The organism is Novipirellula artificiosorum (genome assembly GCF_007860135.1).
Taxonomy (GTDB): Bacteria; Planctomycetota; Planctomycetia; order Pirellulales; family Pirellulaceae; genus Novipirellula_A; species Novipirellula_A artificiosorum.
In genome coordinates, this window is record NZ_SJPV01000001.1 from 954,927 (window position 1) to 971,161 (window position 16,235).

Consider the following 16,235-nt stretch of genomic DNA (forward strand, 5'->3'; position numbering starts at 1 on the left):
TACCTTTCCGCCGGGGGATTTTATCGTGAACACTGCACTTCGCCGCGCCATGCAAGATTGTGACAACTACGTCATCGAAATGGATTACGCAGACGCTAAGGGGAATCGAACTCACCGAGTCGTGAGTCCGATACGTTTCATGGGCAGCTATCGATTCTTGGGGCTGTGCCTTTGCCGTGAAGCGCCGCGACAGTTCCAATTGTCACGGTGCAAAAACGTCCGCCTCGTGCCCGCTTCCGATGTGTTGATGCCCGTTGCCATTTCGGGCTAGTGGACCGTCAGCATTTAATTCTAGGGTCGCTAAGGAATCGGATTCAAGCCATCGGTAACCCACTGATGAACCGTTTCCACTTTTTCGTCATCGGTGGCATGCAGCATTTTCATTGCATCGACGCCACCGACAATGAAGAACGCTTTCTCGGCATCCGCATCGCTCAATAGTTGGTTGAGCTGGTAGAAGCGAATTTCGGCGAGCGTACGGAGCCGTCGCGAACTGCTTCCGGCAAGTAGCGAAGCAACGCGTCGCTTCGCCACCTCGGCGCTTAAGGGCGGCATGTCCGAAAGGGTCAATTGCCGATCGATGATGGCAAACAAGCTTGACAATTGGTCCAAGATGTAATCCTTCGGCGGCAAGCTCTGGCGTTCCACTTCAAAACTGTCAGCCGGTTTTGAAATCGCCATGGTTTTCCCGTCCGCCACCCGGAACAACCGGCAGCGCGAAATGTTCTGGGTTCGGCCGGGTGCCTTCGGGTTTCGAGGATTCCTGACGTCCTTCAGAATCACATCAAAATGCAGCAGGAAATCGATCCCGCTTTGCTTCGCATCCACGAGAGATTCTTCGGAACTGATCTCGCCCAGATAGACAAGGCCAGGCTGCCACATTGGAAAGGGCTCTAGACCCGAACCGAGGCTGAAAACAGGCACTCGTGGTGCGGCCGGCGGTTTGGCGGGACCACCAGGGCCGCTGCCGTAGCCGCCACCACCGTAGTCGCTTCCGTAATCGCTGTCGTAACCCCCTCCATAATCGCTGCCGTAATCATCGTCGTATTCGCCGCCGTAGCCGCCACCCGATTGATCGGATTCCATTCCGGATCCGCCGCCGCTTTGTTCGTAGGCCATTTGTGCTTGACGCGCCTGCTCGGCTTGGCTGCTACCACCAGGTCTTGGCCGTCCGCGTGGATCCATCGCGCCGCCCCTGCCTGGTGCACCTGTGGGGGGCGCTTCCTCGACCTCAGGCTGAGGAAGGATATTTGCCATCGCAACGCCGAATTTCCCATCCTGAAACCGCTTTAGAAACTCCTCGCCCGTCACCTGAGCCATCAGCCCCAACGAGGCGTTCAAGTCCTCATCGGCTTTCTCATTCAGCATCTTCGCTTCTTCTTGAACCGGTGCGTTGCCAGCGGCCGGTCCATTACCATACGGTCCGCTACCGTAACCCCCGCCTCCGTAGGACCCATCTTGCATGGAGGAATCGTCGCCATACGAGTCGCTTGACCCGTAATCGCCTCCGTAGTCGCCGCCATAATCGCCGCCGTTTCCATAATCACTTCCGTAGTCACTTCCGCCCCCGTATCCGGACGAACCTCCACGAGGGGTGCCCGTTCTTGATTTTTCAGTGATCGGCGCCGGACTCGGGACGTCGTCGCCTCGAACCGCCATGGATACGCCCCAGCGAAGTTGCCAAACCGGACGTTTTAACGCCGCACTGTACCGCACCTCTTGGATGTCTTCGGCTGCCTTTTCATAATCGACGACGAGGTGCCCGAAATAGAGCCCCATGGCCGTGCCGATGCGTCCCGCGTTGAAGGCCTTCTCGACCTGCCGCTCCAGCAGAGGCCGCGGGTCTTGAAGCTCGGGATCGGGCGGCGCTAGCAAAGGCCCAATATCGAGTGAGCCAAATAGCAGATTTGCCGGTGTGACAGGACCGTTGCGTTGGCCGTAAACGCCACCACTGCCGTAGGGCGATCCACCTGGCCCATACGGGCTGCCACCACTGCCATAGGGATCGCCGCCGCTGCCGTACGGGTCGCCACCGCTTCCGTAGGGATTACCTCCGCTTCCGTAGGGATTATCACCCGGCCCATAATAGGGGGTTCCGCCAGCAGAGGAACCGACCGGGATCTGGGCATAGGAAACCGAGCAAAAGGCGATCAAGGCACAAGCGAACAGGCTTGCCGCGCCCCAAACGCCACTCAAAAAAAAGTGCGATTCTCGCCACTTTCGTGTGTCAGGAACGTCTCGGTCCACTTTCATCAACATAAAACACCCTCCGCCTCAAAAGGCGGCAGAAAAAAGGAAACTGAAAGTTCAATGCAATCCGACGGGCAGAAAGAAGCCGAACAACCGCTAAAATCGCCAAAAAACGATCTTTTGGCGCATCCCGCGAGCCGGACGGGCCCTATTTTTCGCGCACGTCGAACCATCTATGCTTATGATAAACACTCCGGCTCGCTTCGTGGTGAGTTGTGCGCCAGTCCGCGGGTTTTGTGGGGATATATCCTTACCGGGTCCTGCTAGCTTATTTTATCCCTGCGGCAGCGTGATTTGATGGAACTATTGGGCGGCAACCGGCTTCCAATCGAAGCGGGTGTGTACGTACACGACTCGCTCGGTCGGCCAGTTTTAGCCAGTCATTTTTAGAGTCTTATCAAGATGAACCCACGTCGAAACTTCAAGCTGAAATCGCGTCGTCAGGGGCTCCGTCGTCTTGGCCGTGCCGACGTCAAACGGCGATTGAGCGTGGAGCACTTGGATCAGCGGCGCGTGTTGGCCGCGATCACGGGAGCCGTTTTTCATGACGCGGATCATTCGTTTCGGCAAGAGGCCGGCGAAATGTCTCTGCCGAATCGGGTCGTTTACATCGATGTGAACGACAATGGGGCAATCGATCGCGGTGAGCAATATGCGATTGCCGACGAGTCAGGGCAGTTTTTATTTGAAAACGTGGGGGATGGCAACTACCCGATTCGCTTGTTCAATGGCACCCAGACCCAGCGTCAAATCTTTCCCGTGGAGGCAACGATCCCTGCGGCTTCGATTGACATCGCCAACGCCATCGACTTTGCGTTTGGAAGCGATTCAACGTCAGTGGTGCTAACCGCCGACGCCGTGGAGGTGGTGAATTTCGAATCGGCCTCGACGCAGTCCGTTTCGGTCGGCAGCCCATTGACGAAGATGCAATCGCTGCCGGATGGCACGGTTTTGGTGATCGGTGGCGATTCGGCATGGGTCGTCGATCCGACGACGCAAACCGTGACCTCGGTCGACCTTTCGCAATCCACGACACCCGTCGTGTGGTCGGACGTCGCGATCGATGCGAATGGCCGAGGCATTTTGGTCGAAGCGAATGACGAATCGGCCGAACTCCGATCGATTGACTCCTATGACGCGACTGCTGGTTTTGTGGTCTCGACGACGTCGACAAGTGTCCCATCCGACACCGTGGTGTTGGCATCCGCTACGGGGCCTCGATCGGTGTTGGCATGGGCGGGCAACGACGGTTTGAAACTGTCGCTGTGGAGCAACGAAACCGCCTCGATGATCACCGCAGCACCGATTGAAATCAGCGGAGCCAGTGATCTGTTGGACTTTGATGATGCGTCAGGATTGTTGCTGCTGCGTGAAGATAGCGGCGGGGTAAGCGTTTTGGACGTGAACGCCGATTTCGCTTCCTTGCATTCGTTCCCTGATGCAACCGGTCCTGTGGCGCTCGATGGCGCTCGTGACCTGTTGCTGACCGTATCCCCAGTGGGTGAAGTGCTTCGATTGATCGATTTGCGCAACGGAGAGCTGATCGCGGACTTGGCGGTTGACCTGTCTTCGATTGGCCAGGTCTCTTCGCTCGCAACGCGTGACAAACCAGACTCCGTCACGTTGCTCGGTTCGGCGGGCATCATTGAAATTTCGCTGAAACGGCCTGATGCCCATCGCGTGAAAGTCGAACAGAACCAAGACGTCCAATCGATCTTATTTGCAGTGGCCATCGATGGTAGCGAAAACACGACTCCGACATACGACTCGATGCCGGTGCTGACCGTATTGGAAGATGCGACTCTGACGCGATCGGCACCAGGCGCCCTCGATGGCGTGGTCGATGCCGACGGTGACCAAGTGATCTTGCTCCAGCAGAGTGAAGCGGCAAACGGAGACGCGGAGATTGCCGTTGATGGCAGCGTCATCTACACGCCGGATCCCGATTTCAACGGTGACGAGCCGATTACCGTGATCCTGACCGATGGTGTGAACATCTCCGACCCGATCGACATCGATATCTGGGTGACTCCTGTTCCCGATCCCCCATCCGAGATTGTTCCTGATGTCGAAGCGGTTCCCGAAAACATCGATGTGGGTCAAGTGATCGGCGACATCTTTGTCATTGATGTCGATGGCTTGGATCAACATGAGATTCAAATCGAGGACCCGCGTTTCATCGTCCAGGATGGAGTGATCATTTTTATCGGCAGCAGCGGTGGTCAAGGTCTTGATTTTGAATCGGAACCTGTCATCCAGTTGACGATCACGGCAACGGATACCGAAACGGGCGACATCATCGAAGAACACGTGACGTTGACGGTTCAAGATGTCAACGAACCGATTACCGCGATCACCCCCACCGATGCTTGGGTCCACGAAAACTCCGCTGGCGAATCGATTACCCAATTGGTGGTGCATGACGAGGACACCCAGCAAGCTCATCGTCTCGAAGTCGATGACGATCGTTTCGTCGTCGATGGGGATGAATTGCGTTTGGCCGACGGTGTTTCACTGGATTTTGAAGAAGAGGCCGAGATCGATCTGAACGTCACCGCCACCGAGGTTGATACCGGAAACAGTTACACCGAGAAGATTAAGGTCCACGTGATTGACGTGCCTGAACAACCGACGACCCTTGAGCTGTCAGGCAACAGCGTGATGGAACTCGAAGCTGGCGCGATTGTTGGCGATGTTACGGTCGATGGAAAATCGGTGTCTGGACGCTACGACCTATCCGTCGACGATTCCCGATTTGAAATCGCTGGCAGCACACTGAAGCTACTCGATGATCAACTGGTCAAACGATCGACGCAAAGTGAAATCGAAGTGACGATCACGGCCGAGGATAGCGAAGGCGTTTTCACTGCGTTGTCGGAAACCTTCATTCTCACGGTTTTGGAGAACGAGACGCCGTTCCACAACGACGACAATCCGTTTGACGTCAACAACATCGGTGGAGTCACCGCAGCGGATGCGTTGATGATCATCAATTACTTGAATGAATTCGGCCCAGGGCCCGTGGGTCATGGCGATCCCTTGTACGGCTACGATGTCAACGGGGATGGCTACATCACTGCAATCGACGCACTGCTGATTCTCAATGAATTGAATCGACAATCGATCGGTACCGTTGCGGGTGAAAAGGAAGACACGCGTGCGGACGGTGAGCAGATTGTCGAAAATCAACCTTCGGATCAGATGACGGACCGTAACCGCGATCAACTCACAGACCCCACGCCTGATCCCGATCCGATTCCCCCTTCACCTAACAAATCGAAGGGGACCTTTGCTGCGGTCCCGCAAATGGGAACGCAAAATCGTTCCGTTGCAACGGAGTCGCTTGGTGAGCGTGTGGGGAGTGATTCTGCAGCGGAGATCGACGAAGCTATCCGCTTGCTCACCCATCGCGTTTAGTACCGCTTGTTCGCTTAGACCGCCTTCTGTTGCGCCGCCGCCTGTTCGGCCATTAACCTCTTCTGAAATCGGCTCTGCACGACGTCGACGACAATCAGCACTGCAAGCACGAAGTAGAACGTACTCTTGGCCATCGGCAAGACTTCGTGCCCGAACAAGTGCAAATGTGCCAAGTGGCCGCCTTCGCTGGTCAACATGACGCCAACAATGAACAGGATGAAAAGCCCTAGAACCTCGTACATCCGGTTCTTTTTCAAGAACTCGGCAACTCGATCGGCTAGCCAAATCATCAGCACTCCACTGATGATGATTGCGGTGGCCATGATCGCAAAGTTCTTGGTGAGGGCCATCGCACTCAGAATGGAGTCGAAAGAAAAGACAAGGTTCATCAAGACGATCAGCCCAACGGTCTTGCCAACGGTTTGTTTGGCCTTCTTCTCAGAACCCTCTCCGACTTCGTGAATCGCGAGCAAGTGATAGATTTCTTTGATCGCGGTCCAAAGAATGAAGGCACCACCGAATAGCACGATCAAACTGTGGCCTGATATTTCTGCGGTCACGAAGTGACTGGTCACCTCATAAAAGGGGCTCTCCAGTAGTGTAACCAAGTGAAGAACAACAAAGAGCAGCACGATTCGAAAGACAATCGCCAGCCCAATGCCCAGCTTGCGAACTTTGGATTGTTGGCTTTCCTCGACACGTTTGCTTTCGATCGAAATGTACAGCAGGTTGTCGAATCCCAGAACGACCTGAAGTAGCACGAGCATCCCGAGTGTGAAGAGACCCTGCAGCGAAAAGAAGGTTTCTTCCGCGACTTCGGAGGCCGATCCCACTTCACTCGCGACCGCGTTTGCCACCGCAAGCAGGCCGAAAACACCATCCGCCGAGTTGAGCAAGTCCATCATTCCGAGCTTCCGAAAAAAAAGAGTGAAGGCAGGCTCGCCAGGGTAAGCGGCGCCGCCAATAATCGTTTAGATTGTGGTTGAAACGAAGATCATATCGTGTCCCCCCCCGCTCTCCAACCAATCTGTCGAGATTCACGAATGAAAAACCACTCGCCCCGACGTGCAATGGTCCCTCTAACCCTCGTTGCAGTCGCCATGACCGCTCTTTCGTCCATCAGCCACGCTGCGGATTCCAGCCCGCAAATCTATGAAGTCCGTTCCTACTTGCTCGCCGAAAACAGCGATGTGGGGGCGATCGATGCCTACCTCCGCGACGCGCTGATTCCCGCACTCCAACGTCAAGGGATCGGGCCGATCGGCGCGTTTACGAATGCCGCCAACGACGAATCCGGAAGTCGCCGCATCGTTGTGGTCATCCCCTATGCAGACGCAAACGCAGTCGTGTCGTCAGCCCAAACTCTGAGAAAGGACGCGCAGTACGCTGCCGATGCGAAAGAATATCTCGGTCGAGCCCCCGACAATCCACCGTACCTGCGGATCACCAGCGAATTGTTGACGGCAATGGATTGCATGCCAAAGTTGGCAGTTGCCAAGGAGTCGCTGCTCAACGGTGATCGTGTCTACGAATTGCGACTGTACGAAAGCCCAAGCGAACAAATCGGCGATTTGAAGGTCGATATGTTCAATTCAGGCGAAGTCCCAATTTTTCTCGACAGCGGAGTTCAGCCGATCTTTATTGGCCAGTGCGTCATCGGCCCGCAAACCCCAAGCCTGACCTACTTGACGGTCTATCCGAATGAAGAGGCTCGTATCGAAGCGTGGAAGGCGTTTCGTATCCACCCCGATTGGAAGGTTTTAAGCAAGGTTCCAAAGTACAAGGGAACCGTAAGCCACATCGACAAGTACCTCTTGCTGCCAAAGCCGTACTCCCAGATGTAGTCGTTGTCAGTATCGCCCAAGCTGAAATTTGCCAGGGAACGGCAACGATTCTGCGGCTGGCAAACTTTGCGCCATCGGACGTTTTAGCGGTGCAAACGCGAATCGCCAACAATCCGAAGGTCGGATGACTTTTCGGTATGATCGCGTCGCGTTACGATTTGCTTCATGACACCGATGATGAAGCAATACCATGAAGCGAAGGCGGCGTGCGGGGACGCACTGCTGTTTTTCCGGATGGGCGACTTTTACGAGCTGTTTCTTGATGACGCCAAAGTCGCCGCCAAGATCCTCGGGCTGACGCTCACCAGCCGTGACAAAGATAGTGACAATCCGACCGCCATGGCCGGTTTCCCCTACCATCAACTCGATTCCTACCTGAATAAGCTGATTCGGGCCGGTTATCGAGCAGCGGTATGCGAGCAGGTCGAGGACCCGAAGCAGGCCAAAGGGCTGGTGCGTCGTGAAATCACCCGATTGGTCAGCGCCGGAACGCTGACAGACGACGGCCTGCTCGATCCGCGCGAAGCGAACTATTTGGCGGCCGTCTATTTGGCGAGCCCGAAAACCAAGAGCAGGGAGGAAACCGAGCCGACCGCCGGAATCGCGTGGGCCGAGCTGTCGAGTGGTCGCTTCGAAGCCGGCATCTTCCCGAAATCGCGGATCGAAGATGAACTGGCGCGGATCGGCCCTGCGGAAGTCATTTATCGTGAAGATGACGTGCGACTCAGCCCGGACACCACAGCCCCTTGGTCCTGGACCTCGCGGCCGGCGTGGTCGTTTGCCGAAGACGCGTCGCGTGACGCCCTGTGTAAACAGTTTGCGGTTCACAACCTTGAAGGTTTTGGCTTCGTTGACGCCGATGGCCCCGCGATCCGGGCGGCTGGGGCAGCGTTGACGTACCTCCAGGAAACGCAACGAGGAGGGCTCGACCACTTTCGCTCGATCACGGCTCATCACCGTTCGGGCGTCTTGCAGATTGATGCGTCGACTCGCGCCAGCCTCGAAATCACACGGACGATTCGCAGTGGTTCTCGCGAGGGTTCGCTGTTGGGGGTGATCGATCGAACGTGTACGCCGATGGGAGCACGATTGTTGGCCGACTGGATTGCCGCGCCGTTGATTGATCGTGCCCGAATCGAATGCCGTCTCGATGCGGTTTCCGAACTGGTCGGCGATGCGCGGCTTCGCGGCGATATCCGCGAAACCTTGAAGCGAACGTTTGATTTGACTCGGCTGCTGGCGAGAATTGCCACCGGACGTACGGGACCGCGGGACCTGCAACAAGTCGCTCGGACGCTCGCCAGTCTTCCCGATCTGAAAGCACGGCTGACGAATCGCAAATCCGAGCGACTTCAGTTTGTGGAGGCCCATTTACACCTGTGTCCTGAGCTACGGGCTCAACTGGAATCTTCGCTCGCCGATGAATGCCCCTTGGCCGCATCGGACGGTAACTTCATTCGTCAAGGCTTCGACAAAGAACTCGATGCACTGCGTTTGCTGGCCCGCGGCGGCAAGGAATGGATCGCCGCGTACCAGAGAGAACAGATGGAAGCGACGGGCATTCAAAACTTGAAGGTCGGTTACAACAAGGTCTTCGGGTACTTCCTCGAAGCCAACAATTCACAACGGGACAAGATTCCGGATCATTTCATTCGAAAACAGACTCTTAAGAATTGCGAACGGTTCATCACACCCGAGCTGAAAGAGTACGAGGAAAAGGTCCTGGCGGCGGATGATCAGGCATCGGCGCGCGAGCAGTTGTTGTTTCAAAACCTGCGTTTGCAGACCCACCAGCATCTTTCAATACTGCAGGAAGTCGCAACCGCGATCGCCGAATTGGACGTCCTCGCGGCGCTTGCGGAGATCGCCAGTGGACGGAAATGGGTACGTCCCGAATTGACCGACGATTCCATTTTACAGATCGAAGCCGGGCGTCATCCTGTGCTGGACGTGACGCTGCCACAGGGAGAATTTGTTCCGAACGACTGCGTTCATTCGCCCGAGGCCGGAATGATTCTGCTGATCACCGGCCCCAACATGGCTGGTAAAAGCACTTACATTCGCCAGGTCGCTCTGATCACGCTGCTTGCCCAGGCCGGTTCGTTCGTGCCAGCGGAAACCGCCACGATCGGGATTGCCGACCGGATCTTTGCGAGAGTCGGGGCGAGTGATGAATTGAGCCGAGGTCAAAGTACCTTTATGGTTGAGATGGTCGAAACCGCCCGGATTTTGAATACCGCCTCACCGCGAAGTCTCGTGATCCTCGACGAGATTGGACGTGGAACCAGCACGTACGATGGTTTGTCTTTGGCCTGGGCAATCACCGAATACTTGCACGAGCAGATCGGTTGTCGCACGCTGTTCGCGACGCATTATCATGAATTGACACAGCTTGAAGAAACGTTGCCTCGCGTTGCGAACTTGAATGTCGCCGTGAAGGAATGGAACGATGAAGTGGTCTTCTTGCACCGCATCGTTTCCGGCGGCGCCGACAAAAGCTATGGGATTCATGTCGCACGACTTGCCGGTATCCCCAAAGCGGTCAACGAACGAGCGAAGGATGTCCTGGCACAACTCGAAGTCGACCACCGTGATTCACTCGACCGCCCCACCTTGTCCCCGCCAGGTGACGCTGCAAAACAAAATCACTACCAATTGACGTTGTTCGGTTTCGCGGACCATCCCTTGTTGGATGAGCTTCAGAAGTTGGATGTCAATGCGATGACGCCCATGGACGCGTTGCAGTTTTTGCAAGCGGCGAAGAACCAATTGCAAACACCTGCCAAGTCGTAAGGATGCCACCTTGATCTCGGATCATTTCGCCAGCGACTCGCTGGTGATCAAATCAACCGGCGTTTCAATGTCTTCGCTCTCGACAAGCGGATCGGCAAGCATTTTCAAAGCAGCCTCAATGCCAAAGACCGCCAGTTGATCACCATGCTGATCGGCGGTCGCCAAAATCTTGTCTTCGCGAATCGCTTGTTGAACCGCAGAGATGTTATCGAATCCGACCACGATCACTTCGCCGCTTCGGCCAGCACTGCGCACTGCCGCGAGTGCCCCGAGCGCCATGCTGTCGTTGGACGCAAGAATTGCCTTGATCTCAGGATGTTCACTTAAAATCGATGCTGCGATCGTGTTGGCCTTTACCGTTTCCCATTCGGCCGATTGGCTGTCGACGATTTCAATCCCGGCCTCCGTCATCGCTTCTTCAAAACCGAGCTGACGCTGCTGGCCGTTGAAGGACGTTCGAATGCCTTCGAGCACAGCCACTTTATCGCCTTTCGAAAGACGCGTCGCCAAATACTCGCCCACTTTCTTTGCTCCCGCTTTGTTGTCAGGACCGACGAACGGGATTGCAATCTGCTCTTGTCGAAGTACCTCCGCGTCAAGCCGATTGTCAATATTGACAACCACGACGCCTTTTTTCTTCGCCTTGCGAAGTGCCGGGACCAATGCCTTGGAATCCGCTGGCGCAATTACGATTGCATCCACACCGCTGGCGACCATTTCGTCCACCATTGCCGCTTGCCGAGCCAGGTCACGTTCGTCCTTGATCCCGTTGGACAACAATTCGTACTGGTCATCATGTGCACGTTGATGGTCCTTCGCACCATTTTCCATGGTCGAAAAAAATTCATTGGCGAGCGACTTCATGATCAAGGCGACGCGAGGCTTGTCGCTGGTGTCCGAAGAGGGGGAATGGCAACCAGCGATGGTGGCCACCAGCAAGACCAAAGCAACCGTAAGGATTTTGTTGGGCATAGGAGTCGGCATGAGAGTCGGCATGAGAGTCGGCATGGGAGTCGTAATCATTGGCGAGGGGGGGAGGGAGTTCCATCGAAAGCCGTCTCAATCAACGTACCCACTTCGGTTCGTGTTGATCGAACCATCCACAACGATGGGTGACCTTCGTGGATCCGTTTCGGTCGGAAAAAAACAGCATTCGACTTCGATTCTCGCTCAACGGTCATGTTACAATTGAGGCCTCCGGTTCACAACCTGCATCGGTTATCATGCGACGGCTGGATCACGTGCGACAAGTTTGTCGCCAAGCGACTGCTCACTGACTACGGGCACGCCCCCCGCGATCCTCTTCCCATGATTGCTGAAGTCAGGGTTTCGTCCGTTTTCACCAACCCTCTTTGATTCATGTTCCACCGATTGATTTCGTGCTTGGTTGTTGTTCTTCTCACCTCCGCCGTGTTTGCCGATCGCCCCAATGTTTTGATGATCGCCATCGATGACCTGAACGATTGGGTTGAACCCCTCGGAGGTCACCCCGATGTAAAAACACCTGCAATGGCTGCTTTGGCCGCGCGTGGCTTGACGTTCACCAATGCTCATTGCCAAGCTCCGCTGTGTAACCCCAGCCGCACGTCGTTGATGACGGGGCTACGGCCAACCGATACTGGCGTATACGGCTTGTCACCCTGGTTTCGCGCACTGCCGGAATTCAAGGACCGCGTAACGCTACCACAATATTTTCAGAGCCATGGTTACCGCACGCTGATCGGAGGAAAAATCTATCATGGCGGAAATGGACGTGGCCGGGACGCTGAAAAAGAGTGCGATGTCTGGGGGCCCAATGCGTCGGTTGGCGCGAAGCCTGAAAAGAAACTCATTCCGCCGACACCGGGCGGCAATCACCCCTTGATGGACTGGGGCACCTTTCCTCATCGCGACGAGGACAAGGGCGATTGGCAAGTTGCGTCGTGGGCCGTCGACCAGCTTGAATCGATGCCCGATGAACAACCTTTTTTTCTCTCGGTCGGTTTCTTTTTGCCTCATGTACCCTGTTACGCCACACAGAAATGGTTCGACCTGTATCCTGATCAAACCATGACGATGCCGCCCCTGTTGCCGGGCGATCGGGATGACACCCCCGAATCGTCGTGGTACATCCATTGGGATTTACCCGAGCCGAGGTTGAGTTGGCTTGAAGCGAACCATCAAACGCGACCGCTCGTCAGATCGTACTTAGCATGCGTCAGTTTCGTCGACAGCCAAGTCGGCCGCGTCCTCGACGCGCTCGAAGCATCCCCGTATGCCGGCAATACAATCGTTGTCTTGTGGAGCGATCATGGGTACCACTTGGGCGAGAAAGCCATCTCTGGAAAGAATTCGCTGTGGGCACGGTCAACTCACGTTCCGTTGATCTTTGCGGGTCCCGGCGTACCGAAGGATTCAAAATGCAATCAGCCGGCTGAGTTGCTTGACATTTATCCCACGTTGGCGGCGTTGGCGGCGCTCGACGAGCCGCAAGGAATGGAGGGAATCAGCCTGTTGCCGCAAATCGAGGATCCGCAGCGACCGCGCGAGCGACCGGCGATTTGTTCTCACAATGCGGGGAACCATAGCGTCTGTGATACGCGTTGGCGTTACATTCGCTATGCCGATGGAGCCGAAGAGTTGTACGATCGGAACGCGGATCCCGACGAGTACGACAATCTGGTCGCCCCTGGCCGTGACCGATTGCCGTTCGCGGACGTGATCGCGAAGTTGAGTCAATGGTTGCCCACCGACGAACGTCCGCTTGCCGCTGGCAGCGCCCATCGAATTCTCGAGCGACGCGCAGACGGTTTCTACTGGGAAGAGAAAAAAATTGTTCCCTCCGAGAGGGTCCGGTAAACTCCTTCCGAGCGCGAGCGAAAACGTTTAGATTAAGCCGTCAAGGGGTCCGCGCTGTCGGATCACCGACTAAAAAGAAACGAACCCAACTTTTTTCTATCCACTCGAAAGTAGTCTCACCATGAGCGTACTTGTTCAACAGCAAGCCCCCGATTTTACTGCCCAAGCTGTCATGCCCGATGGGCAGTTCAAAGAGGTCTCTTTGTCCGATTATCGCGGGCAGTACGTGATGCTGTTCTTTTGGCCCTTGGACTTCACCTTCGTCTGCCCCACCGAGATTATCGCGTTTAGTGACCGAGCGTCCGATTTCGAAAAACTGGGGGTGCAGATTCTGGGTGTGTCGATTGATAGTCACTACACCCATTTTGCCTGGACCAGTACGCCGCGCAATCAAGGCGGCATTGGCAAAACGGAATACCCACTGATCGCCGATTTGAACAAGCAAATCTCTCGCGATTACGACGTCTTGCTCGATGCCGGCATCGCTCTGCGAGGTCTATTCTTGATCGACAAAGACGGCATCGTGCGTCACCAAGTGGTCAATGACTTGCCGCTTGGTCGTAACGTCGACGAAGCGCTGCGGATTGTCAAAGCGCTTCAGCATTTCGAAAAGCATGGCGAAGTGTGCCCCGCGAATTGGCAAGAAGGCAGCCGCACGATCAAACCGGGCGTCGAAGAAAGCAAAGCGTTTTTCAGCGCCGAATACAAGGGTTAAGCTTTGCCGGAGGTCGACGTGACTTCCCGATCGAGAACCTCGATTATCGAAAGATCAACCATGTGGAAAACAAACGAACTCGGTCATGCCGCGTGGCAAGATCACGGTACCACATGGTGGTTTGACGCGAGAGGCGGTGAACACGGGATCGCGATCGGAATGGCCCCCGATCCTCAATTCGCGGCCCGGTTTCGTGCCGTCGAGCATGACACGATGCCGAGTGCAGCCGAGCAATTTGTCCGTGGTGATCAGTGGCACGTGGTGCTTCCTCAGCAAACGGAATCGTACTCGCTTCGGTTGGCGTTTCAACCGATCCGCGGCAATAGCGACCGGATGCTGTTTGAAGTGACGGTTTCGTTGGAAACCTCGCTGCTTGATACCCAACCCATGCTCGAGTTGTTGGCTTCTGGCAAAGCGTTGGATTCAATCGGCGTTCCGGAGTCCTTGGGTGCACCGGCGGATCAGGGATGCCCACCGATTTCGATCGCAACGGGACCGACGGGATCTATAGCAGTGTTGCTGGGGCCGCACGATTATCCGTTCACAACGGATGAAACGACCGACGCGGGTTTGAGGTTGCGTTTGTTTGGTCAGTTTTTGGAAAAAGGCGTCATCCGAAAAGCTCGTCCGTGGATCTTGATCACTCGATCCGGTGATCAGCCGAGCCACGATGAACTGCGACAAATCTACCGCGAACTGGCAGACAGCCCGCTACCACTTACATCGTGAAGTGGCGGGACGCCGGTCACGCTTGCGATTGCGAGCAACCACTAGGCATTGGAATCGCACGCCTGGCAACCTGGTTGCACTTGATGCTTTACGGAGAAATACAGCGCTCCGGTAGGACAGGCTCCGATGCATTTTGAAGCGACCGAACCGAGCGCTTCCTCCATGGTGCCATGGAAGGGAACCCCAATGCGAACGTCGAATCCACGTCCGACGAAACTTAGCCCGAGTGCGTCTTGAGCCTGATTGGCGATTTGCACACACAACTCACAATTAATGCATTTACCAGGCTCGTAGATCACCGAGCCACTCCGGTTGACTTGAACGTACGCTCGTCGCCCGCTTTGGTATCTCGCCTGATCGGCACCATACTGGGCCGCATAGTGTTCGAGCGAGCAGTTTCCGTGTGCAATGCAACCGCATGCCAAGCAACGATTCGCCTGCTCCGAGGCAACGGGAAGATCCAACGGATTATCCGTAGGTTTCGAGGCGGGGAGCCGGGCCCCAGGGGTACCGTTGGCCAAGAATTCCGGCAACTCATCGCCAGGAATCTTACCGATTCGCGAAGAAAACGGTCGAGCTACGGGCGTGATCGTCTCTCCCCGCACATATTGGTCGATGGCAGCTGCCGCTTCCTTGCCATCGGCGACACTGCGAACGACCAAGCCTTTGCCACGAATGGCGTTGCCGGCCGCGAAGACGCCGGGCGTTCCCGTCTCGAACGTTCCTGCGTTGACATCAACGCCCCGACGGCTGATCTTTAGCCCCCAATCCTTTGCTTCCTCCTTTGCATCACCACCGCAACACAGCAAGACCGCATCGAACGATTGCTGCAGTTCCGAGAGTGCAATATCGGTCCCCAACCGTGTGTTGCTTGCGAAATCAATCTCCATTCGCAGAATCACTGCGACTTCGCCAGCCAGGACCTCTTCTGGCAAATCCTTGGGAAACTCGTGCCACAAGCGGCCGCCTGCACGATCCTCGGCGTCGATCAGTTTGACGTGGTGCCCTTCTCGGCGAAGATGAAACGCGGCGGCCAAACCTGTTGGACCGGCGCCGACCACCGCAACACGCTTGCCAGAATCCGCGGCACACTCAGGGATGTACGGATCGCCCGATTCCAAATCACGGTCCGCAACGGTGCGTTTCAAGTCACAAACTTCCACCGGTCCATCGGCACCACTGCGGCGGCACCCCTTTTCGCAAGGCTTTGGACAGACTCGGCCCAAAATCGCGGGTAATGCGATGTCTTCTTTGATTGTGGCGATCGCATGGACCAGATCTTGGTCGCCGATCTCACGCAACATCTTTGGAATGTCCATGTGAGCGGGACAGGCGAAATAGCAGGGTGCCAAACAGTCGCCGACATGATCACTAAGAATCAGCTCCAAAGCAGTGCGCCGGAGCGAATGGACCTCGGGGGTCTCACTCTCAATCCGCATTCCTTCGGCTGCGGGCATCCCACACGATGGAACCACTCGTCCGCTATCGGCCATCTTGACGATACAAACTTGGCACGACGTTGACGCTTTGTAGCCTTTTAAAAAGCATAGCGTCGGCACATCGATTCCCAATTTGCGTGCGGCATCGAGAACCGTTTCGCCCGGTTCCACTTCGACTTCGCGGTTATCAATGGTAAGTTTTGGCATGAG

At 55.8% G+C, this 16,235-nt stretch carries 11 protein-coding genes; 7 read left to right on the top strand and 4 right to left on the bottom strand.

Going from position 1 to position 16,235, the window contains the following annotated elements:
* Nucleotides 1–25 precede the first annotated feature (25 nt).
* Entirely contained in the window at nucleotides 26–271 is a 246-nt protein-coding gene (locus tag Poly41_RS03390; protein WP_231615362.1) for a WYL domain-containing protein, read from the top strand.
* A gap of 29 nt (nucleotides 272–300) precedes the next feature.
* On the opposite strand, the gene Poly41_RS03395 is transcribed toward Poly41_RS03390, so the two are convergent.
* Entirely contained in the window at nucleotides 301–2,259 is a 1,959-nt protein-coding gene (locus Poly41_RS03395) for a hypothetical protein (RefSeq protein WP_146524481.1), read from the bottom strand.
* A 393-nt stretch (nucleotides 2,260–2,652) separates the two neighbouring features.
* Here Poly41_RS03395 and Poly41_RS03400 point away from each other — a divergent pair, with 393 nt between their 5' ends.
* Nucleotides 2,653–5,667, top strand: coding sequence for a dockerin type I domain-containing protein (locus Poly41_RS03400; protein ID WP_146524482.1), 3,015 nt, complete (start codon nucleotides 2,653–2,655; stop codon nucleotides 5,665–5,667).
* A 14-nt stretch (nucleotides 5,668–5,681) separates the two neighbouring features.
* Here Poly41_RS03400 and Poly41_RS03405 read toward each other — a convergent pair whose 3' ends face one another.
* Complete coding sequence (locus tag Poly41_RS03405; protein WP_146524959.1) at nucleotides 5,682–6,434, bottom strand: TerC family protein; 753 nt, start codon at nucleotides 6,432–6,434, stop codon at nucleotides 5,682–5,684.
* 333 nt (nucleotides 6,435–6,767) lie between these two features.
* Between Poly41_RS03405 and Poly41_RS03410 the strand changes: the two genes are divergently transcribed.
* The gene (locus tag Poly41_RS03410; protein ID WP_231615364.1) at nucleotides 6,768–7,511 is read left to right on the top strand and encodes an NIPSNAP family protein; all 744 of its coding nucleotides are present in this window, start codon (nucleotides 6,768–6,770) and stop codon (nucleotides 7,509–7,511) included.
* A 165-nt stretch (nucleotides 7,512–7,676) separates the two neighbouring features.
* The gene (gene mutS, locus Poly41_RS03415) at nucleotides 7,677–10,304 is read left to right on the top strand and encodes a DNA mismatch repair protein MutS (protein WP_146524483.1); all 2,628 of its coding nucleotides are present in this window, start codon (nucleotides 7,677–7,679) and stop codon (nucleotides 10,302–10,304) included.
* A gap of 21 nt (nucleotides 10,305–10,325) precedes the next feature.
* Here the strand turns inward: mutS and Poly41_RS03420 are convergent, their stop codons facing one another.
* Entirely contained in the window at nucleotides 10,326–11,276 is a 951-nt protein-coding gene (locus Poly41_RS03420) for a sugar ABC transporter substrate-binding protein (RefSeq protein WP_231615365.1), read from the bottom strand.
* Between the two features lie 387 nt (nucleotides 11,277–11,663).
* On the opposite strand from Poly41_RS03420, the gene Poly41_RS03425 reads away from it, so the two are divergent.
* From Poly41_RS03425 to Poly41_RS03435, 3 genes are all read left to right on the top strand, one after another.
* Nucleotides 11,664–13,142: a sulfatase gene (locus tag Poly41_RS03425; protein WP_146524485.1), complete on the top strand. Its 1,479-nt coding sequence runs from the start codon at nucleotides 11,664–11,666 to the stop codon at nucleotides 13,140–13,142.
* Nucleotides 13,143–13,263: 121 nt separating this feature from the next.
* A complete protein-coding gene (locus Poly41_RS03430) occupies nucleotides 13,264–13,857 on the top strand; it encodes a peroxiredoxin (protein WP_146524486.1) in 594 nt (197 codons plus the stop codon).
* Between the two features lie 60 nt (nucleotides 13,858–13,917).
* A complete protein-coding gene (locus Poly41_RS03435) occupies nucleotides 13,918–14,586 on the top strand; it encodes a hypothetical protein (protein ID WP_146524487.1) in 669 nt (222 codons plus the stop codon).
* 41 nt (nucleotides 14,587–14,627) lie between these two features.
* Here the strand turns inward: Poly41_RS03435 and Poly41_RS03440 are convergent, their stop codons facing one another.
* Nucleotides 14,628–16,232 carry an FAD-dependent oxidoreductase gene (locus tag Poly41_RS03440; RefSeq protein WP_146524488.1) on the bottom strand — a complete coding sequence of 535 codons (1,605 nt, stop codon included), beginning with the start codon at nucleotides 16,230–16,232 and terminating at the stop codon, nucleotides 14,628–14,630.
* Nucleotides 16,233–16,235: the final 3 nt, after the last annotated feature.

What these genes read in the sequence shown, in the direction of transcription:
- Poly41_RS03395 (WP_146524481.1), bottom strand. Translation starts at nt 2,259, where the DNA reads ATGTTGATGAAAGTGGACCGAGACGTTCCTGACACACGAAAGTGGCGA.
- Poly41_RS03400 (WP_146524482.1), top strand. Translation starts at nt 2,653, where the DNA reads ATGAACCCACGTCGAAACTTCAAGCTGAAATCGCGTCGTCAGGGGCTC.
- Poly41_RS03405 (WP_146524959.1), bottom strand. Translation starts at nt 6,434, where the DNA reads ATGCTCGTGCTACTTCAGGTCGTTCTGGGATTCGACAACCTGCTGTAC.
- Poly41_RS03410 (WP_231615364.1), top strand. Translation starts at nt 6,768, where the DNA reads ATGACCGCTCTTTCGTCCATCAGCCACGCTGCGGATTCCAGCCCGCAA.
- mutS (WP_146524483.1), top strand. Translation starts at nt 7,677, where the DNA reads ATGACACCGATGATGAAGCAATACCATGAAGCGAAGGCGGCGTGCGGG.
- Poly41_RS03420 (WP_231615365.1), bottom strand. Translation starts at nt 11,276, where the DNA reads ATGCCCAACAAAATCCTTACGGTTGCTTTGGTCTTGCTGGTGGCCACC.
- Poly41_RS03425 (WP_146524485.1), top strand. Translation starts at nt 11,664, where the DNA reads ATGTTCCACCGATTGATTTCGTGCTTGGTTGTTGTTCTTCTCACCTCC.
- Poly41_RS03430 (WP_146524486.1), top strand. Translation starts at nt 13,264, where the DNA reads ATGAGCGTACTTGTTCAACAGCAAGCCCCCGATTTTACTGCCCAAGCT.
- Poly41_RS03435 (WP_146524487.1), top strand. Translation starts at nt 13,918, where the DNA reads ATGTGGAAAACAAACGAACTCGGTCATGCCGCGTGGCAAGATCACGGT.
- Poly41_RS03440 (WP_146524488.1), bottom strand. Translation starts at nt 16,232, where the DNA reads ATGCCAAAACTTACCATTGATAACCGCGAAGTCGAAGTGGAACCGGGC.